20 protein-coding genes and 1 tRNA gene are annotated in these 22,956 nt (G+C 70.1%); 12 read left to right on the forward strand and 9 right to left on the reverse strand.

What is annotated here, in order from left to right:
• The first annotated feature begins 408 nt into the window (after positions 1-408).
• From ACN6LB_RS34540 to ACN6LB_RS34550, 3 genes are all read left to right on the forward strand, one after another.
• On the forward strand, positions 409-1,524 hold the full coding sequence (locus ACN6LB_RS34540) for an SGNH/GDSL hydrolase family protein (RefSeq protein ID WP_445029281.1): 1,116 nt from the start codon (positions 409-411) through the stop codon (positions 1,522-1,524).
• A gap of 212 nt (positions 1,525-1,736) precedes the next feature.
• On the forward strand, positions 1,737-2,408 hold the full coding sequence (locus ACN6LB_RS34545; protein ID WP_445029282.1) for a DUF4097 family beta strand repeat-containing protein: 672 nt from the start codon (positions 1,737-1,739) through the stop codon (positions 2,406-2,408).
• Between the two features lie 110 nt (positions 2,409-2,518).
• On the forward strand, positions 2,519-3,052 hold the full coding sequence (locus tag ACN6LB_RS34550) for a hypothetical protein (RefSeq protein WP_445029283.1): 534 nt from the start codon (positions 2,519-2,521) through the stop codon (positions 3,050-3,052).
• On the opposite strand, the gene ACN6LB_RS34555 is transcribed toward ACN6LB_RS34550, so the two are convergent.
• Both ACN6LB_RS34555 and ACN6LB_RS34560 read right to left on the reverse strand, forming a co-directional pair.
• On the reverse strand, positions 3,004-5,667 hold the full coding sequence (locus ACN6LB_RS34555) for an RICIN domain-containing protein (RefSeq protein ID WP_445029284.1): 2,664 nt from the start codon (positions 5,665-5,667) through the stop codon (positions 3,004-3,006). The two genes, ACN6LB_RS34550 and ACN6LB_RS34555, sit on opposite strands and share 49 nt — an antisense overlap.
• A 170-nt stretch (positions 5,668-5,837) precedes the next feature.
• Positions 5,838-6,620, reverse strand: coding sequence for a polysaccharide deacetylase family protein (locus ACN6LB_RS34560; protein WP_445029285.1), 783 nt, complete (start codon positions 6,618-6,620; stop codon positions 5,838-5,840).
• A 465-nt stretch (positions 6,621-7,085) separates the two neighbouring features.
• Between ACN6LB_RS34560 and ACN6LB_RS34565 the strand changes: the two genes are divergently transcribed.
• The 4 genes from ACN6LB_RS34565 to ACN6LB_RS34580 all read left to right on the forward strand — a co-directional run bounded on the left by ACN6LB_RS34565 (position 7,086) and on the right by ACN6LB_RS34580 (position 10,122).
• Complete coding sequence (locus ACN6LB_RS34565; RefSeq protein ID WP_445029286.1) at positions 7,086-8,378, forward strand: hypothetical protein; 1,293 nt, start codon at positions 7,086-7,088, stop codon at positions 8,376-8,378.
• 66 nt (positions 8,379-8,444) lie between these two features.
• The gene (locus tag ACN6LB_RS34570; RefSeq protein ID WP_445029287.1) at positions 8,445-9,248 is read left to right on the forward strand and encodes a calcium-binding protein; all 804 of its coding nucleotides are present in this window, start codon (positions 8,445-8,447) and stop codon (positions 9,246-9,248) included.
• 167 nt (positions 9,249-9,415) lie between these two features.
• Positions 9,416-9,682 carry a ribbon-helix-helix domain-containing protein gene (locus tag ACN6LB_RS34575; RefSeq protein WP_445029288.1) on the forward strand — a complete coding sequence of 89 codons (267 nt, stop codon included), beginning with the start codon at positions 9,416-9,418 and terminating at the stop codon, positions 9,680-9,682.
• Positions 9,679-10,122, forward strand: a complete 444-nt coding sequence (locus ACN6LB_RS34580) for a PIN domain-containing protein (RefSeq protein WP_445029289.1) — start codon at positions 9,679-9,681, stop codon at positions 10,120-10,122. Before ACN6LB_RS34575 ends, ACN6LB_RS34580 begins: the two co-directional genes overlap by 4 nt.
• A gap of 173 nt (positions 10,123-10,295) precedes the next feature.
• Here ACN6LB_RS34580 and ACN6LB_RS34585 read toward each other — a convergent pair.
• Positions 10,296-10,366: transfer RNA gene (locus ACN6LB_RS34585), tRNA-Gly, on the reverse strand.
• 264 nt (positions 10,367-10,630) lie between these two features.
• Between ACN6LB_RS34585 and ACN6LB_RS34590 the strand changes: the two genes are divergently transcribed.
• The 3 genes from ACN6LB_RS34590 to ACN6LB_RS34600 all read left to right on the forward strand — a co-directional run bounded on the left by ACN6LB_RS34590 (position 10,631) and on the right by ACN6LB_RS34600 (position 12,008).
• Positions 10,631-10,810, forward strand: a complete 180-nt coding sequence (locus ACN6LB_RS34590; RefSeq protein WP_445029290.1) for a hypothetical protein — start codon at positions 10,631-10,633, stop codon at positions 10,808-10,810.
• A gap of 95 nt (positions 10,811-10,905) precedes the next feature.
• Entirely contained in the window at positions 10,906-11,481 is a 576-nt protein-coding gene (gene dcd, locus ACN6LB_RS34595; RefSeq protein WP_356134908.1) for a dCTP deaminase, read from the forward strand.
• 11 nt (positions 11,482-11,492) lie between these two features.
• Positions 11,493-12,008 (forward strand): phosphoribosyltransferase, encoded by a 516-nt coding sequence (locus ACN6LB_RS34600; protein ID WP_445029291.1) that lies wholly within the window; start codon positions 11,493-11,495, stop codon positions 12,006-12,008.
• Between the two features lie 178 nt (positions 12,009-12,186).
• Here the strand turns inward: ACN6LB_RS34600 and ACN6LB_RS34605 are convergent, their stop codons facing one another.
• Positions 12,187-14,223: a cell wall-binding repeat-containing protein gene (locus tag ACN6LB_RS34605; protein ID WP_445029292.1), complete on the reverse strand. Its 2,037-nt coding sequence runs from the start codon at positions 14,221-14,223 to the stop codon at positions 12,187-12,189.
• A gap of 402 nt (positions 14,224-14,625) precedes the next feature.
• Here ACN6LB_RS34605 and ACN6LB_RS34610 point away from each other — a divergent pair, with 402 nt between their 5' ends.
• Complete coding sequence (locus ACN6LB_RS34610; protein ID WP_356134902.1) at positions 14,626-14,925, forward strand: hypothetical protein; 300 nt, start codon at positions 14,626-14,628, stop codon at positions 14,923-14,925.
• Positions 14,926-15,243: 318 nt separating this feature from the next.
• Positions 15,244-15,468, forward strand: coding sequence for a hypothetical protein (locus ACN6LB_RS34615; protein WP_445029293.1), 225 nt, complete (start codon positions 15,244-15,246; stop codon positions 15,466-15,468).
• Positions 15,469-15,543: 75 nt separating this feature from the next.
• Here the strand turns inward: ACN6LB_RS34615 and ACN6LB_RS34620 are convergent, their stop codons facing one another.
• From ACN6LB_RS34620 to ACN6LB_RS34640, 5 genes are all read right to left on the reverse strand, one after another.
• On the reverse strand, positions 15,544-16,560 hold the full coding sequence (locus ACN6LB_RS34620) for a Yip1 family protein (protein ID WP_445029294.1): 1,017 nt from the start codon (positions 16,558-16,560) through the stop codon (positions 15,544-15,546).
• A 146-nt stretch (positions 16,561-16,706) separates the two neighbouring features.
• The gene (locus ACN6LB_RS34625; protein ID WP_356134896.1) at positions 16,707-18,194 is read right to left on the reverse strand and encodes an FG-GAP and VCBS repeat-containing protein; all 1,488 of its coding nucleotides are present in this window, start codon (positions 18,192-18,194) and stop codon (positions 16,707-16,709) included.
• Positions 18,195-18,457: 263 nt separating this feature from the next.
• Complete coding sequence (locus tag ACN6LB_RS34630; RefSeq protein WP_445029295.1) at positions 18,458-19,894, reverse strand: FG-GAP-like repeat-containing protein; 1,437 nt, start codon at positions 19,892-19,894, stop codon at positions 18,458-18,460.
• A 51-nt stretch (positions 19,895-19,945) separates the two neighbouring features.
• Complete coding sequence (locus tag ACN6LB_RS34635) at positions 19,946-21,415, reverse strand: FG-GAP-like repeat-containing protein (RefSeq protein ID WP_445029296.1); 1,470 nt, start codon at positions 21,413-21,415, stop codon at positions 19,946-19,948.
• A 221-nt stretch (positions 21,416-21,636) separates the two neighbouring features.
• Positions 21,637-22,902 carry an FG-GAP repeat domain-containing protein gene (locus ACN6LB_RS34640; protein ID WP_445029297.1) on the reverse strand — a complete coding sequence of 422 codons (1,266 nt, stop codon included), beginning with the start codon at positions 22,900-22,902 and terminating at the stop codon, positions 21,637-21,639.
• Positions 22,903-22,956 lie beyond the last annotated feature (54 nt).

Genomic DNA, 22,956 nt, shown 5'->3' on the forward strand with positions numbered 1-22,956 from the left:
CACCAGCCCGGTGCACCTCCAGCGCGACAACGAGACCTCCGCTTGTCCGTACGTCAGGGCTGTCGGCCATGCTGATGCGGCGCCGACGCCGTGCACGGCAGCCGCGCCGCATCCGGTGCGAACACAGGGCGTTCGGGCTAGAGCGGTTGCGCCGGACCGATCGGGCCGGATCGGTCGGGCCGGACCAGTCGGGCCGGACCAGTCGGGCCGGACCAGTAGGGCAGGACCAGTCGGGCCAGAGCGGTCCGAGGGGTTGACGGAGGCTCGTGTGACGGCCACTTTGGATGGCATCTGATTGTGGGAGCGCTCCCATGAGGTGGGGAGGAGGCCCTGCCCGGCCGGGGCGCCCAAGGGGCGGTCCGCGACGCCCTCGGCAGCGTTACGTCCATCCGTCAAAGGAGTGACCCTGTGCAGACGCCCCGTCAGTTGTCCCGTAGGACGCTCGTCAGTGCCGCCGCCGCGGGCGTCGTCACCGCCGTCGCACCCCCCGCGCAGGCGTCCGGTGTCCGGGCCCGCTACCGAACGGTGGGCCGAGTCGTGAAGGCCGGTGGCGGGTTTGTGCAGTACACCTGGCCCGGCATCTACTTCGAGGGCCGGTTCCGGGGTACCGGGGTCGGCATCGTCCTCGACGACTCCGACAACGACTACGACGTCCAGATCGACGCAACGACCGTGGCCACACTGGTGACTCCGGGCCGGACCACGTCCTGGATCGACGGCCTCTCCGACAGCGAGCACAGCGTGCGGCTCGTCAAGCGCACGGAAAGTCCCTGGGCCGTGGGCCGGTTCGGCGGGTTCGTCGCCGCGCCCGGGGGTGCGGTTCTGGCCGGGCCCCGGGCGCGGAGCAGGCAGATCGAGTTCATCGGCGACTCCTACACCGCGGGCTACGGCAACGCCTCCACCGTCCACGACTGTTCGGGCAACGGCGGAGTCAACCGCAACAGCAACGCCGACCTGGCCTTCGGCGCCCTCACCGCCCGGCGCCTCGACGCCGACTACCAGATCAACGCCTACTCCGGCCGCGGCATGGTCCGCAACTACAACGGGAGCAGCCCCGGTACGGACTTCCGCACCTACTACGACCGCGCGCTGCTGAACGTCGACGGCGACGTCTGGCGCAAGCCCGACACCTGGCAGCCGCAGGTCGTCGTGGTCGGCCTGGGCATCAACGACTTCTCGACCCCGCTCAACGCGGGCGAGCCCTGGACCACGCAGGACGACCTGATCGCCGCCTACGAGACGGCCTATCAGGGCTTCATCGACAAGCTGCGTGCCCGGTACGGCAGCAGGACGTTCATCGTGGTCAGCGCCACCTACGTCGCCAACACGCCCGCGTTCGCCCAGACCGCCCTGCGCATCGTCCAGACACGCAACCGCCGGGGCGACAGCCGGGTCCGCCACTGGTACTACGACGGCCCCGGCCTGGACTACCTCGGGTGCGACTGGCACCCCTCCTTCCACGACCACCGGATCATCGCCGGGTTGCTCGACGACTACCTGGCCACTCTTCCGCTGCGCTGGTAGTCGGGGGCGCCCCGGCGTCTCCCGTATAGCGTTCACTCTCCTTCATTGCAACGTCAATGAGGGGGAGTGTTGCGTTAAAAGCACATCTGTTGCAACGATTTATTACCTCTCACCTGCAGTGATGATGTTCGAGTGCAACGATATCGTTGCCGATCTAGCGAACGCAACGTAGCGTTTCCGGAGTCAGAAACACTGAACTCAAGGAGCGCACCATGCAGAAGTTCGCCACCTCCGCCCCGATCGCCGCCGTCCTCGACATCCCCGCCGGACTCATCCGGTTCATCGCCGCCGACCGGGCCGACACCACGGTCGAGGTCCGGCCCGCGGACGCCTCCAAGAGCCGCGACGTGAAGGCGGCGGAACGAATCACGGTCACCTACGACGACGGGGTCCTGCGGATCGAGACCCCCGCGTCGGGCAACCGGATTCTCGGCACCTCCGGCTCCGTCGAGGTGACCGTCCAACTGCCCGCCGGCTCGCACGTCGAGGCGAAGGCGGCCCTGGCCGAGCTGCGGGGCGTGGGCCGGCTGGGCGACGTCGTCTTCGAGGGCGCGCAGGCCACGGTCAAGCTCGACGAGACCGCCGGCGCGCGTCTCACCCTCCAGGCCGGCGACGTCTCGGTCGGCCGGCTGGGCGGCGCCGCGGAGATCAGCACGCAGAAGGGCGACATCCGGATCGCCGAGGCCGTACGAGGCACGGTCGAACTGCGCACCGAGGCCGGCGAGATCTCGGTCGGCGCCGCCCCCGGGGTCTCCGCCTCCCTGGACGCCGGCACCGGCTACGGCCGGATCCACAACGCGCTCAAGAACACCGACGGCGCCGAGGCCGGCCTGAACATCCGCGCGACCACCGCCCACGGCGACATCACCGCCCGCAGCCTCTGACCCGAAACCGACGAAAGCCGCCCTCTGTCACGCAACCGGCAACCGGCAACCAGCAGCCAGCAACCGGCAATCCGCAATCCGCAACCCGCAACCCGCAAAGGAGAACTCTGATGAAGTCGCCGCTCGCACAGAAGCCCGCGACGGCGACTCCGGCCGGCCCTGGACCCGTCGCCTCCTTCCTACGGTTCGTGATCCTGGGAGGCGGCGTCGGAGTCCTCTCCAGCTTCGCGGTACCGCTCTCGGCCAAGGTCATGCCCTGGGTGGTCTCGAACGCGATCGTCACCGTCGTCTCCACCCTGCTGTGCACCGAACTCCACGCCCGCTACACGTTCGGCAAGGGCCGCGGCGCCGGATGGCGGGAGCACAGCCGGTCCGCGGCCTCGGCCGTCGCCGCATACCTGGCGACCAGCATTGCCGTGTTCGTCCTGCATCTGACGCAGGCCTCCCCCGGCATGCAGACCGAGCAGATCGTCTACCTCAGCGCCTCCGCCCTCGCGGGCACGGCCCGCTTCGCCGTCCTGCGCCTCTATGTCTTCGCCACCACGAGGACGGGGCCGCAGGCCGGCGTGCCTGCGGCCCCGATGGGGCGCTGGGGTCAGGACGGGTCGCCGTACTGGAGACCGCGCCCGTTGGTGCCGATGTAGACGCGGCCGAAGGCGTCCGGGTCCCCGGTGACGAGGCCGACGGCGGCGAAGTTGCCCCACTGGTGGGCGTCGTCGTTGACGCGGAGCCAGGTGGCGCCCTTGTCGGTGGAGCGGAAGACTCCGGTGACGTTCTTGACGGTGCCGATCAGGTACAGGGCCTGGTACCCGGTGCCCGGCTGGGCCTTGCCGAAGCCGAGGGCGGAGGCGGACTGCACCGTGTTGAGCGTGGTGAAGGTGCGGCCGCCGTCGGTGGAGTGCAGCAGCCCCTTGGCGCCGCCGGCGATCCACAGGTCCCCGGCGATGCCGGGGACGGCCGCGAGCCGGCCGGCGGGCAGGTTGCCGGCGCGGGCGGTGAAGGTCGCGCCGCCGTCGGTGCCGGCGTAGAGCGTGCCGCCGGACAGTGAGTAGAAGGTCTTGGCCGAGGAGCGGTCGGCGACGACCACGGCGTCGGTGCCCAGGCCGCTGACCTTCGACCAGCTCGCCCCCCTGTCGGTGGAGCGGTACGGGGTCTGGCCGGCCTCGGCCCAGACGATGGTGGAGCCGTCCGCCGCAAGCGCGACATGGCCGCTGTCGGCGCTGCCCACCGGCTCCGCCTTGAAGCCGTTCCAGCTACGGCCTCCGTCGCTGGAGTACGCGCCGTCCTGCTCGCCGGCGCGGCCGACGCGGACCATCATCGAGGGGTTGGACTGGGCGAAGTCGATATCGGTGCTGTGGTACATCGTCGGGTTCGTCAGCCGCCCCGCGGGCACCTTGGTCAGGGGGCCGTCGTACCGGAAACCGCCCTGGTCACCCATGGAGGTGATGAGGGTGGCGCCGCCGGGCGGGGCGATCGCGTCCGCCAGCGCGGTCTCCTCCAGCCCTCGGGCCCCCACGGTCCAGTGGCTGGTGCCGCCGCTGTCGGCGGCGGTGACGTCCTTGCTGCGCCAGATGCCGCTGCCGGTGCCGTACAGCACATGCCCGGAGTCGAAGGGGTCGACGGCCAGAGCGGTCATCCAGTGCCCGATGCCGATACCGACATAAGGAGCGGCGGAGTCATCGCGCACCGACTTCGACGCCAGTGGCTTCCAGGTCCCGCCGCCGTCGGTGGTCCGGTAGACCTCGTCCTCGGGCCACCAGCGGTCGAGGGTGGCGACCATCACCGTGGACGGCTTCCGCGGGTCGACGGCCAGACCGGAGAACCCGTAGCTGCCCTGGGACGGGGAGACGTTCTTCCACGCCCCGCCGGCCGGCGTGTACTTCCACACCGAGCCCGCCGTCACGTCGTTGGGGCCGAGGGTGTTGGTGTACGTCAGGTACAGCGAGCCGTCACCGGAGACCACGCCGTGCTGCGGCATCTGGCCGGTGGGCTGCCCGGAGACGGCCTGCCAGGTGCTGCCGCCGTCGGTGGAGCGGTACAGGGAAGCCGACTTGTCCGCGACGCCGACGTAGACCGTCCTGCTGCCGGCCGGGCCGTACGTCACGAAGGAGATGCCCCCGCCGCTGCTCGCACCGTCCTTGACGGGAAACGAGGAGACCTGGCTCCATGTCACGCCGTAATCGGTGCTGCGCCACAGGCCGTTCTTGCGGGTGCCCAGCAGCAGGGTGCCGTGGTCGGCGGGGTCGATCACCAGACGTTCGCCCGCGCCGCGGCCGGGCTCGTTGCCGCCCAGCTTGAAGGGCAGCTCGGTGCGCTTGAAGGTGCGGCCCCGGTCGGTGGAGCGCAGGAGCGCGCCGTTGCCGGCCCACTCGTTGGTGTAGGTGCCCGCCCCGAGGTAGAGCCGGTCGGGGTCGACGGGGTCGGTGGCCACCGAGTCGATGCCCAGCAGGTTCCAGTCCTTCTCGCCGACCCAGTCGGTCAGCGGGATCCACTGCTCGGCCCCGGCGTCCCAGCGGTAGGCGCCCCCCATGTCGGTACGGGCGTACAGCAGACCCTTCTCCCGGGGGTTGAACACCAGCCCGGTGACGTAACCGCCGCCCACCACCTGGGCGTTCTTCCACACATACGGTCCGGCCGCGGTCGGGGTCTGCGTGTTGCCGGACCCGCCCGCCCCGGTCTCACCCACCTTCACCAGCTTCCACTGCTGGTTGGTGCTGCCCTTGTCGGGATACTGGGTGATCGCCGCGCCGTCGGCCGTGGAGCCTGCGGCGACGTCCAGGACCTGGCCGCTCCGGCGGGAGGTGAAGGTGACGGCGTCGGAGCCGCTCACCTCGTCGATCCGCCACTCCTGGGAGGCGGAGGAGCTGTCGGTCTGCTGCTCGGCGGCGGCCGCCCGGGCGGTCGAACTGCCCGCTATGCCCAGCGCTTTGCCGCTGTTGCGGTTCACCAGCTCGTAGTAGCCGCCACCGGTCGGCCTCAGCTTCCACTGCTGGTTGGCGGTGTGCTGGTCGGTCCACTGCTGGATACGGGTGCCGTCAGCCGTGGAGAAGCCGTTGACGTCCATCACCTTGCCGCTGCGGACGGAGACCAGCTGGTAATAGGCCGCGCTGTCGACCGGCGCGGCCTGTGATTCCTCCTGTGTGAACAGGAGATACGGCACGACGACGGCGGCGGGTATGCCGAACAGCAGACCTGTGGCGGTCCAGCGGCGACGGTGACGCCCGCGGCGCCCGCCGTTCGTGGGGTCTGGGTCTTTCACGGGGGGTGTTCTCCTTGCGTACCGTGCACCAGAGGAAGGGCGAATCCAGGCACTGGAGGGACCGGATCCGACTCCTTGTGGTCACAGGGCACGCATAGGGTTGCCGCGCAGAAAACCCCAGATCGCTGACCTGGGGTTTCGGAGCGGGCCTGGGTTCGGCGGGCCGGGGTTCAGCGCACCGGGAAGCCGAAGGAACAGCCCTGCTGCTTGAGCCAGGGGAGGATCCGGCGCAGCGCCTCGACGGTCTGGGAGCGGTCGCCGCCCGCGTCGTGGAAGAGGAGCGTCGGACCGTTGGACAACTCCCGCTGGACGGTGGCGACGATGGTGTCCGTGCCCGGCCGCTCGAAGTCCTTGGTGTCGACGTTCCAGCCCAGCGGGCGCATGCCCCGGGAGGCGGCGAGCTTGCGACTGTAGGGGGTGAAGGCTCCGCCGGGCGCGCGGTAGTACATCGGCCGTACGCCCCCGGACGCCTTGGTGATCATGCGTTCGGCGTCGAGTATCTGCTGCGACTGGTAGGCCTGGGGCTTCTTGTCCATGGTGGTGTCGTGCGACACCGAGTGGTCGCACAGCCGGTGCCCGGCCGCGACCACCTTCTTCACGAGGTCCGGGTGGGCCTGCGCCTGCGTCCCCACCATGCAGAACGTGGCCTTCACCCCGTACTCCCGCAGCACGTCGAGCACTTGAGGGGTCCACACGGGGTCCGGGCCGTCGTCGATGGTGATGTTGACGCCGCGCGGGCCCTTGTCCGAGGCGTGCGCGATGGTCACCGCCACCGCCTTGACGCCGCCGCCCGCGGCGCCCGCCGCGGGCGGCGCGACCGCGCGAGGCGTCGAGCGGCCCACGCCATCGGCCTGCGCGGTCCACACCGAGGCACCCACGGTCAGCAACGTCACCCCGAGCGCCGCCCCGAACACCTTGCCGTACCAGCCCCGCCCGCCACCGTGCCGCGCCATGTCCGCCCCGCTTCCCGCAGTTCTTCGCCGACCCCTCGGTCATCTCCCGACCACCTGGCAGGACGAGCAACGGCGCCCGCAGGATCCGTCTGTTACCGATCACGGACAATTCCGAGGAAGTCCACGGGAACCGCGGCGGCGGCAGCGGCAACGTGAGGGCAACTCACCGCCTGGCCGGCTCGGTGCCGTCGGGCGCTCTCGTACCGTCGGCGGCTGCACCGCGTCGCGCCGGCGAAGCGAGCGCGGGTGAGGCCCCTCAGGGCGGTGCGGATGAGGCCCCTCAGGGCGGTGGCGGACGGCAAGTGATGACAGGTGGCCTCGGCCGGCGCGTCCGTGCCGCATGTGACGTTTGAGTCCGCAGGTGCGCTGGGTACGACGGGCTGCCTGTGTGACGGCTGTGCCCAAGTCGCGGGAATGAAGCGGGGGATGAGAGTGGCTCAGCGTGCAGCACGTCATCGGCGTTCGGTGAAGCGCCGTGTTCTTGCCGGGGTTTCGGTCGCCGCGGCGGCCGGGATCGCGGTGACCGCGACGGTGGCCATGAACGCCGAGGCCGCGTGGACGTCGACGTGGAGCGTGTCGGCCTCCGGCTGGGCCCCTGACGATTCCCCCACGGTGTCGGTCGACCGGCAGGGCGACGCCCTGCTGGCCTGGAACGCCTGCGACCTGTCGACGCCGGGCTGCTACTACCGGATCCAGACCAGAGTGAAGACCGCGAGCGGTACGGTGACGGCGATCCGCACCCTGTCGCCCGACGGTGCCGCGCCGTCCTGGCCGGAGGCCGCCTCCGACGACACCGGCGACTCGGCGGTGGTCTGGCAGCAGGACAGCCAGGTAGTGGGCCGCCGGGTCTCGGCCTCCGGCAGCCTCGTCGGACCGCTCCAGAAGCTGTCGACGTCGGCGCCGGCGACCACCCCGGCGATCGCCGTGACCCCGGGCGGCACCGCGATGGCGGTCTGGACGGAGATCCGCGACGGCAGCTGGTACGCGGTCGCCCGCCGCCTCAAGCTCGACGGCACGCTCGGCGCGGCCATCACCCTCGGCAACGGCTCCGCCGAGAAGCCGGCCATCGGCGTCGACCGAGGCGGCCAGTTCGTCGTCGCCTGGGTGCGCGGCTCGGAAGTCGTGGCCAAGCGGATCACGTCGACGTCGGTCTCCTCGACGAAGGTGCTCACCACACCGATCGCGGCGTACGGCGGTTTCGGCATGGTGCGGATCGGCGTGGACCGGGACGGCGACGCGGTCGTCAGCTACCACTCCGGCGGCGGTGACCGCTCGCAGGTCTGGGCCTCGCGCTGGAGCCGCACCGGCACGCTGTCGTCGCCGCTGCGCATCTCGGCGTCCACGGACAACGTGGGCTTTCACCACGCCCTCGCCACCGACCTCGACGGCGACTCGATGATCGTGTGGACCCGCTACACCAACGGCAAGCTGGAGCTGGTCGGCCGCCGGCTGTCCGCGGCCGGCACCAGGGGCACCGTCACCGGCCTCGGGCTCGGCGACCGGCCGGACCTGGCCCTCGACGACGACGGCGACGGCATGCTCGTCTTCCACACGGTCGTCCCCAAGTCGACGCCCCCGTACAGCTGCACCAAGGCCGGCGCCCGCCTGATCAGCCGCGGCGGCACTTTCGGCACCACGAAGACACTCACGTCGGACGGCAAGGTCCCCCAGGTCGACACCCGCCCGACCTCGCGGTTCACGGTGATCTGGCAGCAGGAGAGCTTCCCGTACACGATCAAGTCGGTCACCGGTCCCTGACCGGCCTCGACTGCCCCGCCGCTCCCGCTCGGCGGGTTCCCGATCTTCCCTCTGGCAAGGAGATACATGCGCAAGCGCGCTGCCTTCGCTCTGCTCGGTGCCGTCACCGCGATGGCCGGCTTCACTGCCGCCGGTGCCTACGCGGGCGAGACCCAGACCGACGTCCAGATCAGCAACGTCTCCTTCGACGGTGGCAAGGACATCGTGGTCGGTCTCGACGCCAAGACGGTCACGGTCTCAGCAACCTTCACCCACCCGTCGGGCATCCAGGACGCGGACTTCGTCCTGTGGCGTGGACCGGATGGCGCGAACCCCTACGAGACGTACGACGACCGCATCCTGTCGAACGAGTACTACTCCCATGCGGACTGCGTCGCCTCCAGCGCCACCACCTCCACCTGCTCCCAGACGATCTCCCTCGAACCGGACTGGAAGTACGGTGGCACCGCGCTCACCAACGCCCACGCCGGCACCTGGAAGGTCAGCGTGCAGGGCGTGGCCAATGACGACACCTGGACCCACACGGCGAGCTACACCACGACCCGCCTGCAGCGGAGCGCCGAACTCACTGTGAACGCAAGCCCGGAGCCGATAGCCAAGGGCAAGACCCTCACCGTCACCGGCAAGCTCACCCGGGCCGACTGGGACAATCTCGATTACCGGGGCTACACCAACCAGCCGGTCAAGCTCCAGTTCCGCAAGGCCGGCACCACCACCTACACGACGGTCAAGACCGGCTACACCTCCAGCACCGGCAGCCTGACGACCACAGTTGCCGCGGCCGAGGACGGCTACTGGCGCTGGAACTTCGCAGGCACCTCCACCACCCCGCCCGCCAAGGCGACCGGCGACTTCGTGGACGTGCAATAACCCGATCTCACCTGCCGCACGACGACGGACAGAACTGAGCCGTCCACACCTACGGCACAACCGGCGGCGACTGACGGGGCGACCGTAGGAGATCGTGCCGTACACCTCGTACTCGTGGGCAGAAGCGCGCGGATACATCAATCCGGTACATGGACTATCGTTGGTACATGTCCATGAAGCGCACGAACGTCTACGCCGACCCCGAGGACCTGGCCATCATCAAGGAGGCTGCCAAGCGCCGAGGTATAAGCGAGGCCGAGATCATCCGCCAGGGCATCCATCTTGCGGCCATGGCGAACCGGGTCTGGGACGAGCCGCTGTTCTCGCGCACCTTCGAGGGGCCGGGGCGCACGCCGTCCAAGTCGGAGGTCCGCGACACGGTCGCCGAGGCCGTCCGGCGTGAGACCGGCTCGGGTTCCGGATCCGCCGCGTGATCGTTGTCATCGCCGATACGTCCGGCCTTCTGGCAGCCCTGGACTCGTCTCATCCGGAACACGGGGCGGCGAACGAGGCGATCATGGCGGCCGGCCTACTGGTCATGTCCCCGCTCCTGCTGGCCGAACTGGATCACGTGGCGACGCGTGAGCTAGGCAGGGAGGCAGCCCTCAGCGCGGTCGACGACCTGCGGCGCTGGATGAGCCGGGGGCGTGTCGTCCTGCCGGAGATCACGGAGGACCACCTGGGCGCCGCCCAGTCCGTCCGTGTCCGCTACCACGCGCTGGACCTCGACCTCGCCGACGCGGTGAACGTGGCGCTTGCCGCCGACTACGACACGGACGCGATTCTCACCCTCGACCGACGGGACTTCCGGGCCGTACGCCCATTGGGTCGCTACAAGGCGTTTCGGGTACTCCCCGACGACCTTCCGCTCTGACGCAGGGCCCTCGGCGGCCAAGCGCCCCCTCCCGCACGAGGCTTGTGCACCGCCCCCGCAAGGCGCGCGTGCCCTCTACGTGCCCGATCTCGGGGCGCAGAAGCGCCCGCAAAACGCAGCAACGGCTCCCCAACGAACAAGCCCCAGGTCGCTGACCCGGGGCTTCAAAAAAGAGCGGGTGACGAGAATCGAACTCGCACTCTCAGCTTGGGAAGCTGATGTTCTACCACTAAACTACACCCGCGTAAGACGCCGGTTGAACCGGTGTCGTAAACGCTCAGTCACTCTACCTCATGGCAGGCCCCCGGCGCTGAAGCCGTGGGGCCTGTGTGCATGCGAGGGGGTGGACGGGGCTGCGGGGGCCGGGAGTTGGGGCGTACGGTGGAGGCGGCGAAGAGGGTCCGTGGTTGGTCGGAGTGCCGCCTGGAGGGCCGTTCCTTTCGTCCCGTAATGTGGCTTTCGTCGTCACTCACGCCAGTGAGACGAAGGCTCTTGGGGAAGGGACTCTGTGGACTTGATGGAGCACACCGTCGTCCGTTGTGCCGAAGGGCACGTGTTCAGCACCGCTTCGTTCCCGATGCAGCAGGCCGAGCGGCTCGGTCCCGGACGGCTCGTCCGGTGCCCACGCTGTGCCCGGCTCCGCAGTGCGGTGCCCGTGGCCCTGGAGAAGCAGCAAGCGAAGCGGTGAGTCGAAGCAGCGAGTGAAGCGGTAACGGCGTAGGACCCGGCGCGTGGAGTCGTCACGATTGTGGTGGCTCCGCGCGCCTTGCGTATCCTCAGGGCGTGCTTCTCTCAGACAAGGACATCCGGGCCGAGATCGACGCCGGGCGGGTCCGTATCGATCCGTACGACGCATCCATGGTGCAACCCTCAAGCATCGACGTGCGGCTCGACCGCTACTTCCGGGTGTTCGAGAATCACCGCTACCCCCACATCGACCCCTCCGTCGAGCAGGCCGACCTGACGCGGCTCGTCGAACCCGAGGGGGACGAGCCGTTCATCCTCCACCCCGGGGAGTTCGTGCTCGCGAGCACGTACGAGGTCATCAGCCTGCCCGACGACCTGGCGTCGCGCCTTGAGGGCAAGAGCTCGCTCGGGCGGCTCGGCCTCGTCACCCACTCCACCGCCGGGTTCATCGACCCCGGCTTCTCCGGGCACGTCACGCTGGAGCTCTCCAACCTCGCGACGCTCCCGATCAAGCTCTGGCCGGGCATGAAGATCGGGCAGCTGTGCATGTTCCGGCTCAGCTCGCCGGCCGAGTTCCCGTACGGCAGTGACCGGTACGGCTCCCGTTACCAGGGCCAGCGCGGGCCGACCGCCTCCCGGTCCTTCCTCAACTTCCATCGGACCCAGGTGTGAGCGGGAGCGACATGAGTGACCTGCCTGTGCGCGAGAACCTGACCTACGAGCGCTTCGGCGGCGCGATCCGTGAGCTGGCGCAGACCATCGCCGACGACGGGTACGAGCCCGACATCGTCCTCAGCATCGCCCGGGGTGGCGTCTTCGTCGCGGGCGGGCTCGCCTACGCCCTCGACTGCAAGAACATCCACCTCGTGAACGTCGAGTTCTACACGGGCGTGGGGACCACTCTCGAAATGCCGGTCATGCTCGCCCCGGTCCCCAACGCCATCGACTTCTCCGACAAGAAGGTGCTGATCACGGACGACGTGGCCGACACCGGCAAGACGCTGAAGCTCGTCCACGACTTCTGCGTCGGCGAGGTCGCCGAGGTCCGCAGCGCCGTGATCTACGAGAAGTCCCAGTCGCTCGTGAAGTGCGAGTACGTGTGGAAGCGCACCGACGACTGGATCAACTTCCCGTGGAGTGTGTTGCCTCCGGTACATAGGCTGGGCGAGGCGTCCAAGGAGAACAAGGAAGCGGTCTGACCTGCGGGTAGCGGGATCGGCAGAACTGGCGACGTAGGGGCCCTCGGCTGATCACCGAGGGCTTCTTCTCGTCCGGTGCCCGGCTCTGGAGCCGTTGCTCGGGGCGCACGCTGCCGCTCGCGAGATGCCGCCGGTGCTCCGGGCCGCCCTCTGGGAGGAAGGCGGCCCGGACACGGGGTCACTTCGAGACCGTCACCTTGAGCGGGGCCAGATCCGGGCTCGAAACGGGCTTGCCGGTGCTCGCGGTGCTCGCGGACAACGGCTGGGAGGCCGGGCTCTGCGGGATGTCACCCTTGTAGTACGGGGTGTACGTGTAGGTGCTGTCCACACCGATGGCCCTGCCGATCAACGGGACCACCTTCGCGTCGACGGAGCCGCTGCCGCCGAACACGGCCACGTGGTTCAGGCTCGCCGACGTGCGCATCATGTACCACTTGGTGTCGTACGTCAGCGAGGTGACGTCGGTCCACAGCAGCGGACCGGCGGTGCTCATCGCCGAGGATGCGGAGACGCCGCCGCGCCAACTGCCCACGGAGGCCACCGCGGCGTCCGACGGCGACGACCACCAGAACTCGGCGAGGCTCGCGGCGACCGGCGCCGGGCTGCCGCCGAAGCGGTAGTAGCTGTACGTGCTGGGCCAGTGGGGCAGCTTGCCGGCGTTGTATGCCTTCGTCAGCGCCGACTCGGCGTCGACCCCCACCGTGATGATCTTCGTCGTGCTCGGGCTGTACTTGTTCAGGTAGCCGTACACGGACGTGGTCATGGTCGAGCCCTCGGTCAGCAGTACGACCGAGGTGCCCGAGGTGCCCATGGCGCCGGCGGCGGAACTGGCCGCGAGGGCGTTGTGGTAGTCCGTGCCGGTCGCCAGGAACACGTACTTCGGGGCGCTGGTGATCGTCTTGGCCACGGCCACCGAGGTGGAGTAGCGCGAGACGTCGGACAGCCGCTTGGCGACGTACCCGAGCGAGGTCACCTTGGATGCCACCGAGCTGCTGAGGATGCTGGTGCCGCCGACCAGGTAGACGGTCCTGCCCTTGGGCAGCATGCGCTTCAGCTCGGTCTGGACGGAGGAGTCCAGGCCCGTGCCGGAGGTCATCAGCACCGGTCCGTGCTTCTTGCCGGCCAGCGAGGTCGCGGTGGTGGCGTACGCGGAGTCCGACTTGCTGATCAGGACGGCCGAGCTCGCGTTCATCAGGCCCGGCACACTCCTGCCGAGGGTGTTCCACGTCCACTTGGACGCGGCGATGTTGCCGTCGTAGATGTCGGAGCCGTAGACCCGGGAGATCGCGTTCTTCCGGAGCGGCTGCCAGGCCACGTCGGTCCCGCCGGCCATGGGCACACGTGTCTCCGTGCCCGCGGCGAGGTCGTGGATCCATAGCTGCGAACCGCTGGGGCCGGTGTCCGGGCCGCCGGTGAAGTAGGTGTCGTACGCGATCCGGTCGCCCTTGGGCGACCAGGCGGGACGGTTGTGGTCGGCGGGGTCCGTGGTGACCTGGGTCAGCCCGGTGCCGTCGACCTTGACCGTGAAGAGCTGTTTGTGTCCGGCGACCGTCCGGGTGAAGGCCAGCGACTGCCCGTCCGGGGACATGCTCGGGTCGTCCGCGTTGGCGGCCACCTTGGTGAACGCCTTGGTGGGGCCGTTGTAGACCCAGACGGCCGGAGTACCGGTGGTGGAGCAGCTCGTGCCGGTGCGCACGAAGGCCAGTTTGCCGTTGACGGCGCCGCTGGCCTTGGAGTCGCAGCCGTCGACGTCGGTGCCGAACAGTGTCTTGGGAGCGAGGGCGCTGTTCGCTACGGCCACCCGCAGTCGGCCTCCGGCGGTGAAGACGATGTCGCCTCCGCCGTACCAGAACGTCGGGTGGGTCGGATGCCAGCCACTGCCTGCCGGCATGACGATGTCGTTGCCCGATATCGACTCCTGGGCGTACGTCTTCGTGCGGAGACGGCCGTCGGTGGAGCCCACGTAGGCGATCTGGCTGCCGTCGGCGGACCAGGCGGCCTGATTCGCGGTCTCGTAGAACTGGGCGCTCCAGGTCCCGTCGGGGTTGATGTAGTGCAGCGAGCCGCCGCCGTCGTTGTACAGCAGCCTGCCGTCCGTGGCCGGCCAGCCGGCGGTGTCGGCGGTCGCCTGGCCCGGGAGCCCGGCGACGAGACCGGCCGCGAGTGCGGCGACGGTCGTGAGCGCCGCGAATTTGCGACGCGCAGAGGTGTTCAATGTGCCCCCACAGGTGAATGGATGGCTGCGTTGCCCCTCCCCCGAGGCGAACGGACGGCATCGTGTTCGTGGTCCGTACGGCAGCGGCGAAACTTTAGCGCCGTACCACGGCATCCGTGGAGGCAGGGGCGCCCGTTATTGACAGACCCGCTTGAACGACGGTGAAGGTCGCTGAACGAGACGATGCGGTACGGGCTCACGCGGTGCGGCGCCCGCTGCTTGCCGCAGGCGCCGGTACGCCTCCGCGCGCTCTGCCGGGCAGGGCTCGTGCGATGGCACGATCCCCATGCCTGTCCGGCGTGGGGACACCATTGGCCGTCGCGGAAGTGTGTGCGGCAGCGGATGGATGTTGGCTGGTCGGAGAAGCGCGTACACCTCGACGAGTAGTAAGGCGGGCTGGACATGGCTGTCGTGATGTCGATGCACTGGGCGGGAGTCACGCCGGAGCAGTACGACACAGTGCGGGACGCGGTCGACTGGGAGGAGGTCCCGGCGGCCGGTGGCCAGGTGCACGTGGCCTGGTTCGACGCTCAGGGGTTCCACGTGACCGATGTGTGGGAATCCCAGCAGGCGTTCGAGACCTTCTTCACCGAACGGCTCGCACCCGCGATCCAGAAGGCCGGCATCACCGGCACACCCGACACCGGCTTCAGCCCGCTGCACCGGCGCTTCGTCGCTCCCGGGATCAGCGGCGCCGCGTAGCGGACAGGCACCCACGCTCCGGACAACGGGGAACCCCTGGGTCACCGACCCGGGGGTTCTCCGGTCGGACCGGGCGGTCCTTGAATGCCTCGGTGGTCCGCCTCGCGAGCGCTGACGTGCGCCCATGGGAATCAGCGTCCACGTTCAGGCGTACGGGGGTGCGATCAAAGCCACATGCGTCCATCCCGCCGTCGGGGCGCTGTGCGCGAGGCCGAGGCGGCGCAGGAAATCCTTGCCCTGACGGCTCGGATCGAGCGCAGAGCCCACCGATACCTTGTCTTCCACGGCGACTGAGCCGGGGGCGGGAGGGGGCCGGCGTTGGTCTTTCACGGGGTGGTGGCCCTGGCCATGGGCGGCACCTTCATGGTGGTGGCCTGCGGCTGCCGCGGTGTCGACATGTGGGTGTGGGACCGGGCGGACGTGGCGTTCACCCGGCGCACCCGGTACGGGACGCCGTGGAAGAACCTCACGACCATGCGGATCCAGTTCGGAATCGCGGGAGTCTTCTTCCTGGGCCTCGGTCTGCACACCTTGATGCGTTGAACACCCTGACCCGCGTGCAGAGGACCCCCGGCCCATCCGGACCGGGGGTCTTCGTTCTGTGGGGCGGCGGCAGTCCTAGAACGTGCCCAGCTTCACGATCGACAGGATCGCGATCAGCTGGATCGCCGAGGCGGCCAGGGCCTTGGGCCACGGCAGGTCGTGGGAGCGGCTGACCATCATGGTCAGCAGGGCGCCCGCGGCCACCCAGGTCGCCCAGCCGAGGACCTGTACGAACGAGGCGTTGCCACCCGCGAACATCGCGACCAGGAGGCGGGGCGCGTCCGTGATGGACATGATCAGCATGGAGAGGCCGACCGTGGGCTGCCACGCGCCGTCGCCGCCGAGCTGGCGGGCCAGGGTGTGGGTGACCACGCCCAGGATGAACGTACTGATGACGAACGCGACCGCGGTCGTCAGCACGATCGGCACCGCGTTGGACAGCGTCGCGTTGATCGCGTCCTCACGGGCGCCGTCGAAGCCGAAGACCGCGAGCAGGCCGTAGGTGAACGTCACGATCAGGGCCGGGCCCCACATCGTGTAGTCGCGCATCTGGAGGAAGGTCTGGTTGGGGCGGGTGATGACGCCCTTCAGCAGGTCCTTCCAGTGCAGGCGCGGGCCGACCGGCGGCGCCGCGGCCTGGCCGGCGCGATAGGTCTCGCCCTGGCTGTAGGGGTCCTCGCCGATGGAGAACGCCTGTGTGTGACCGGGCTGGTTGGCCGCGTACGGGTCCGGGCCCTGCTGGGGGTGCCCGTCACCGAAGTACTCCGGCTCGCCCTGCCCGCCGCCCGGCTGCGGCCACTGCTGCTGACCGCCGTAGGGCTGCTGTCCGCCGCCGTACTGCTGCTGCTGTTGCGGCGCAGGCGGGTAGCCGTACGGCTGGCCCTGCGGGGACGGGTATCCCTGCGGGGGCTGCTGCCCGTACGGCTGCGGCTGCTGCCGCGGGTTTTGTTGCGGTCGCGCCTGCGGGGTCCGGTTGTCCCGGTTGCCACGTCCGATCCTGAATCCAGCCACGTTATCGAACGTACCTGGTCCCGGAGAGTGACGTGCGGGACCGGGGGCCGCCGGGGCGGCTTTGCTGCCGACCTGTGACATCACCTAGGGGAGCCGCGAGGAGCCCCTTACGGGTCCACGGGGAGTTCGCACCAGACGTACTCGTACAGACCATGTGGGAGGTCCGAAGCCCGGCACGGTGGCGGCCACCACCGTGCCGGGCTCCGGAGTTCATACGTCAAAGGCGGTCAGTCGGCGAAGTTCACGCCGAATGACGGGGTGCCCGTTGTGGAGACGCCTGAGGTGCTCGGGGAGACGGTGCGGGAGCCGGTGGTGGTGATCTTCGTGCCGTTGGAGGGCAGGTAGAGGACCGCGCCGTTGCCGTCGTTCTCGTAGGAGCCCGCGAGGAGGTCGGCCTTGCCGTCGCCGGTGACGTCGTCGAGCTTGACGTCCGCGCCGAGGGCGTCGTTCTTCTCGTCGTCGCCGGGGACGCCCGCCGTGCTCTGGGCGAAGGCCTGGGCGCCGGAGGAGGTCTTGATGCCGCTCGCGGAGCCGTACAGGACGGTGACCATGCCGGCGTCCGTGACGCCGTCGATGGTCTCGCCGGCGACGCCGACCACGAGGTCCTGGTAGCCGTCGCCGTTGATGTCGCCGAGGTCCAGCTCGTAGCCGAAGTAGTCGGTCTTCTCCGAGGTGCCGGGGACCGAACCGGTGTTCTGGGTGATGCCGGTCGCCGAGCCGGGGCCGCCGGCCGAGCCGTAGGTGACCCACACCTTGCCGCCGGTGGCGGAGTCGGGGACGGTCGTGCCGTCGCTCGTGGTGGTGTCCCAGTACGCGCCGCTGACGATGTCGCCGAAGCCGTCGCCGTTGACGTCGCCGATCGCGGTGATCACGCCGGGCTTGAGGGTCTGCGCGGACGCGACGCTCAGGCCGCTCGCCGTGCCGGGCACCCAGTAGTTCTTGTTCCAGCCGTAGTCGGTCTGGGTCTCGAAGCCGTCGACCACGAGGTCGGTGCGGTGGTCGCCGTTGACGTCGCCCGCGGTGAGGTTCAGCGGGCCGCGCGCGTCGCCGCCGGACTGGATCGGGGGCTTGATCGTGTAACGGCCGCCGGGCGTGCCGGACGTGGTGAAGCCGCCCTTGTAGACGTAGATCGTGTTGGTGGAGCTGCCGACGGCCAGGTCGGCCTTGCCGTCGCCGTCGAAGTCACCGGCTGCGAGGTTCTTGCCCCAGTAGTCGTGGCCCGAGACGGACGGGTCGGGGACGTCGGAGGACTTGCCGGTCAGGCCGCTCGCCGAGCCCCACAGGATCGCGAGGGCGCCGCCGTTGGTGTCGTCGCCGACCTTCTCCCACGGCGTGGCCACGGCGAGGTCGTCGTAGCCGTCGCCGTTGAAGTCGGCGTACGCCGTCTCCGCGCCGAAGCCGTCTCCGGCCTCGGCGGTGCCGGGCACCCCGGAGGTGTTCTGGCTGATCGTCGAGCGCTTCGCGGACGACACGCCGGTGGAGGTGCCGTAGAGCGCGACGACCTGGCCGGCGGCCTTATGGCCGTTCACATAGGCGCCGGAGGCCGAGAAGGCCACGTCGCCTTTGCCGTCGCCGTTGAAGTCGGCCTGCGGGACCGTCGCGGAGTCCGCGGCTGTGGCCGTCGTGGCGGCGAAGGTGAGGAGACCGCCCGTCAGCGCGGCCGCGGTGGCCGTCGCGAGGGCGAGTCGCAGGTGGTGCTGGTGACGCTTGTGCATGCGGGGTTCTCCTGCGGCATGCGGGGATGCCTGGCGGGCATCCGCAGTTGATGGGGGCGAACCGCCCGTGTTTGCCCGGAGTTGGCCTGGGCTTTGTGCGGCGGTTGCGATCAGGAGACACGTGTGGGGCACACAGGGTTGTACGTGAGTTCGATGGAATCTTCGAGGGAATCTTCGAGGAAACTGCCCGGGAGGCCGCGGACGCGGAGAGGGGCACCCCCCCCCGGCCGTCCGGCCGCGGGGTGCCCCTGGGTGTGGGTACGTCAGCCCGCGAGCACGTTGCCGAAGTACGCGTCGCCCGACGGGCCGCCCAGCGTCGTGCCGCTGAAGGACTTGGAGCCGGTGGCGGTGGTGCCGGAGCCGGTGGACTTGAAGAGCCACACGGAGCCGTCGGAGGTGTTCTCGCCCATGGCGCCGACCACGAGCTCGGCGCGGCCGTCGGCGTTGGCGTCCGTGAGGAAGACGGCGTCGCCGAAGTAGTCCTCGGACTCGGCGGTGCCGGGGACGTTCGCGGTGTCCTGGGAGTACGACTTGGAGTTCGTGCCGGTCAGACCGGTGGCGGAGCCGCGCAGGACGGTGACCTGGCCCGCGTGCTTCACCGAGCCGAGGCTCTCGCTGTTGGCGCCGACCACGACGTCGCCGTACCCGTCGCCGTTGGTGTCGCCCGACGACAGGCTCCAGCCGAAGCCGTCCCCCTTCTCGCCGGTGCCGGAGATGCCGGTGGTGTCCTGGGTGATGCGGACAGGGGTGCGGGTGCTGAGGCCGCCCGCCGCGCCGTACGTCACCGTGATCGCGCCGCCGAGGCCGCCGTTCGGCTCGTTCGTGGACTTCTCCATGAAGTTGCCGGTGACGACGTCGCCGAAGCCGTCCTTGTCGACGTCGGCGATGGTGGCCGTGTAGCCGCCCGCGAGCTTCTTGCTGTACTTCGGGCCGGTGGCCGAGCCGAGGTAGAGGGCGCTGCGGGTGCGGGAGTCGCCGCCGCTGGTCTCCTCCAGGCCCATGACGAGGAGGTCGGTCTTCCCGTCGCCGTTGACCTCGCCCGCGACCAGCGCGTCCGGGTAGATGGTGGTCTGCTCGACGGTGTCGACGCCGATGAGCGAAGCCGCCTTGCCCGTACGGGAGATGGGGCCCCGGAAGATGTTCAGGGCCGGCGTGGAGTTGTTGGCGGCGGCCAGGTCGGTGTGACCGTCTCCGTCGAAGTCGCCGGCCGCGATCTGCCAGCCGAGCTCGTTGCGGAACTCCGGCAGCGGCGAGGAGATGTCGGTGCCGGACTTCACGCCGTCCGCGCCGCCCCACAGCACCGTGAGGGCGCCGAAGGAGTCGGTGGAGCCGATCCGCTCGCCGTGCACGCCGACGACGATGTCCGTGTAGCCGTCGCCGTCCATGTCGCCCGTGGTCAGCCGGTCGCCGAAGTAGTCGCTCGACTCGGGCACGCCCGGGATGCCGGTGGTGTCCTGGCTGATGATCTGCCGCTTGGAGGTGTCGAGGCCGCTCGCGGTGCCGTAGACGATCGCCACGTATCCGGCGCCGGTCTTGCCGGCCACCTTCGCGATCGGCGCGGCGATCGCGAGGTCGCGGTAGCCGTCGCCGTTGAAGTCGCCCGACAGGTTCGAGGGCGCGGCCGTGGCCGTGGCGGCGGGGAGGGCGGTGAGGAGGCCGGTGGTCAGGGTCGCGGCCAGGAGAAGGGTGCGCTTGCGCATGGAGGTCCGTTCGGAATTCGGAGATCGGAGATCGGAGAAAGGGGGGAGGGCTCAGCCGATGAGGTTGGTGCCGAAGCCGCCGTAGGTGCGCGACTGGCCCAGCGAGCCGGGGCCGAAGGAGCGGGCGCCCGTGGTGGTGATGCCGCCCGAGGAGCCGAGCAGGGCGGTGATCGCGCCTACGCCCTCGTCCTCGAAGGTCGCCGCCACGGTGAAGTCGGGGTGGCCGTCCTTGTTGACGTCCGAGAGGAGGACGTCGGAGCCGAAGTAGTCCATGGACTCGGGGGCGCCGGGGACGCCGTAGGTGTCCTGCGAGATCGGGCTGCGGCCGCCGGTGAGGGACCAGCCGGCCATCACCACGGTGGTGCCGGTGTCCTCCTTCGTGCCGATGTCCTCGAAGGGGACGCCGATGGCGAGTTCGCCGTAGCCGTCGCCGTTGACGTCGGCGATGGAGACCGAGCCGCCGAAGCCGTCGTTCTCCTCGTCGGTGCCGGGAACTCCCTCGGAGGCCTGGGTGAGTTCCGCCATGGGCGCGTCTCCGTTGACCGGGCCGCCGGCGCTGCCGCGGATGACGGTGACCTTGCCGCCGAGGCTGCCGCTGTGGTCGTCCTCCTTGGCGAAGACGTTGCCGAGGGCGATCTCGTCGTAGCCGTCGCCGTTGATGTCGCCGAGCGCGATGGAGGTGCCGCCGTTCAGCGGGCGCCCCGCGGCGGTGTCCGGGCCGGAGGCGGTGCCGAGGTAGGCGACGCCCTTGGACCAGCTTCCCGAGCGGTCCGAGTCGAGCCGGGCGCGGTAGGTGAGGACGAGGTCGGCCTTCTTGTCGCCGTTCGTGTCGCCCGCCTTCATGGCGTCGATGCCGAACAGCGCCTGCTCGGGCAGCGTGATCTTCTGCGTGCCTCCCGTGGTGCCGGAGGCGGTGAAGCGGCCCTTGACGACGTACGCGTGCGAGGAGCCGGTGGCGACGGCCAGGTCGGCCCGGCCGTCGCCGTTGAAGTCGCCCGCCGTCAGCCCGCGGCCCCACTCGTCGTGCGCGGAGGCGGCCGGGTCCTTGACGGTGGTGCCGTTCTTCAGGCCGCCCGACGAGCCCCACAGCACGGTGACCGAGCCGCCGTCCACGTCCGTGCCGACGTCCTCGCCGGGGGCACCGACCGCGAGATCGGTGTAGCCGTCGCCGTTCAGGTCGGCCACCGCGAGCGCCCGGCCGAAGCTGTCCTCGACCTCCGCGGTGCCGGGCACGCCGGTGGTGTTCTGGCTGACCACGGTGCGCTTGGCTGGGTTCAGGCCGGTCGAGCTGCCGTAGACGACGGCCACGTAGCCGGCCATGCCCTTGCCGTCGACCTTCGCGTACGGCGCGGCGAACGCGACGTCGCCGTAGCCGTCGCCGTTGAAGTCCGCCTTGTAGGCATGGGTTGAGCCCGCGGCCGTGGCGGTCGTGGCCGCGAGGGTGAGGAGACCGCCCGTCAGCGCGGCCGCGGTGGCCGTCGCGAGGGCGAGTCGCAGGTGCTGCTGGTGACGCTTGTGCATGCGGGGTTCTCCTGCGGCATGCGGGGATGCCTGGCGGGCATCCGCAGTCGATGGGGTGCGGACCGCCCGCCTGCGCCGAGCCGGGAGGCGTTCCCGGGGCGTGCGGATCGGTCAGCGTTCAGGAGACCTTCAACGGCACGTAAGGGTTGTACGTGTGTTCGGTAAATTTTCGAGGTCCCTGAGGCGAGGAACGCTCGTCAGGGCGTCAGGGCGTCAGGGCGTCAGGGCGTCAGGAACTCGGCGCTGGAGAAGGTGACCGAGGGCTTCGCCGCGATCAGCCCCTTCTTGGACCCCGGGTACACCGCGATCGTGTCCCTGGTCTCGCCCCGGTACGTCCGCACCACCAGGTCCGCCCGTCCGTCCCCGTCGAAGTCGCCCACCGCGGCTACCCGGGTGGTGCCCTGGTCCGGGGGCGCGACGGTGACCGCGGAGGCCGTCGAGAGTCCGGTCGTACGGCCCCGGAACACGCGCAACCGGGCCCCGCTGGAGACGAGCTCGCTGAATCCGTCGCCGTCGAAGTCGGCGGCGTCGAGCATCGAGCCGGCGGAGGCGAGGCTGCCGCGCCCGGCGGCCGACAGGTCGTAGCGCAGGGACGTTTCCCCCATCGCGCCGACCGCCGCGTCCAGCGCCTTGCCCCTGCCGAAGCGGCCGAGCGCGACGTCGAGGCCGGCGGGCAGGACGGTTCCCGTACGGGTGGGGCCCGCCGGGCCGCCGAGGACGATCGCGGACGTGGCGGGGCCCTCCGCCGTACGGACGAGGAGGTCGTCGTATCCGTCGCGGTTCACGTCGGCTGCGGGGGCGGTGGGGACGTTGCCCGGCGAGGTGAGGGGCTTGTCCGCCGCGCGCGGGGCGCCCTTGCGGGTGAACGGGCCGCGCAGATAGCTGAGTCGGCCCTCGGAGGCGTGCACGACCAGGTCCTGGGCGCCGTCGCCGTCGAAGTCGCCGCACACGGGCTGGTCGGGCCAGTCGTTGCCGAAACGCGCCCGCGCGGGGACCGTCAGCTTCACCGCCCTGCCGGTCGGTCCGGCGGGGGAGCCGAAGAGGATCTGGAGAGGGACCGGGGGCCGCCCCTGGCCGTCGTACGGCGGATCGGTCGATACGACGAGATCGGTGAAGCCGTCCTTGTCCAGGTCGCAGCTCGCCTCCGCGTCGAACACGGCGGGCAGTCGGCCCTTGGTCGGCGCGGCCTGCTTGCCGGGGCCGAGCAACTGCCGGGCGGCCGGGGTGAGTCCGTGGGCGCCGCCGTAGACGATGCCGATGCCCGCGTCGTCGGCGTGGCTCTGGTCCTTGACCAGGTCGTTCAGGACGAGGTCGCGGTGGCCGTCACCGTTGAAGTCATCGGGCACCTTGCTGCCCTTGCCGCGGGGGACGGGAAGCGCGGCGGGGCCCTTCGCGACCTTCGCGGGGCTGTGCCGGGCGGCGTCGGGGCCGGCGGTGGGGCCGCAGGCGGCGAGCAGCAGGACGCAGCAGAAGGCCGCCGTACCCATCGTGCCTCTTTGCACGCGCACCGTTCACCTCGTGAGCACCATCGACAACGCCTC

This window comes from Streptomyces sp. SAS_270, assembly GCF_052543295.1.

Bases quoted from the DNA above. Each gene is read 5' to 3' on its own strand.
- ACN6LB_RS34545 (WP_445029282.1), top strand. From the start codon at position 1,737: ATGCAGAAGTTCGCCACCTCCGCCCCGATCGCCGCCGTCCTCGACATC.
- ACN6LB_RS34550 (WP_445029283.1), top strand. From the start codon at position 2,519: ATGAAGTCGCCGCTCGCACAGAAGCCCGCGACGGCGACTCCGGCCGGC.
- ACN6LB_RS34560 (WP_445029285.1), bottom strand. From the start codon at position 6,620: ATGGCGCGGCACGGTGGCGGGCGGGGCTGGTACGGCAAGGTGTTCGGG.
- ACN6LB_RS34570 (WP_445029287.1), top strand. From the start codon at position 8,445: ATGCGCAAGCGCGCTGCCTTCGCTCTGCTCGGTGCCGTCACCGCGATG.
- ACN6LB_RS34575 (WP_445029288.1), top strand. From the start codon at position 9,416: ATGTCCATGAAGCGCACGAACGTCTACGCCGACCCCGAGGACCTGGCC.
- ACN6LB_RS34600 (WP_445029291.1), top strand. From the start codon at position 11,493: ATGAGTGACCTGCCTGTGCGCGAGAACCTGACCTACGAGCGCTTCGGC.
- ACN6LB_RS34610 (WP_356134902.1), top strand. From the start codon at position 14,626: ATGGCTGTCGTGATGTCGATGCACTGGGCGGGAGTCACGCCGGAGCAG.
- ACN6LB_RS34620 (WP_445029294.1), bottom strand. From the start codon at position 16,560: ATGTCACAGGTCGGCAGCAAAGCCGCCCCGGCGGCCCCCGGTCCCGCA.
- ACN6LB_RS34625 (WP_356134896.1), bottom strand. From the start codon at position 18,194: ATGCACAAGCGTCACCAGCACCACCTGCGACTCGCCCTCGCGACGGCC.
- ACN6LB_RS34630 (WP_445029295.1), bottom strand. From the start codon at position 19,894: ATGCGCAAGCGCACCCTTCTCCTGGCCGCGACCCTGACCACCGGCCTC.
- ACN6LB_RS34635 (WP_445029296.1), bottom strand. From the start codon at position 21,415: ATGCACAAGCGTCACCAGCAGCACCTGCGACTCGCCCTCGCGACGGCC.
- ACN6LB_RS34640 (WP_445029297.1), bottom strand. From the start codon at position 22,902: ATGGGTACGGCGGCCTTCTGCTGCGTCCTGCTGCTCGCCGCCTGCGGC.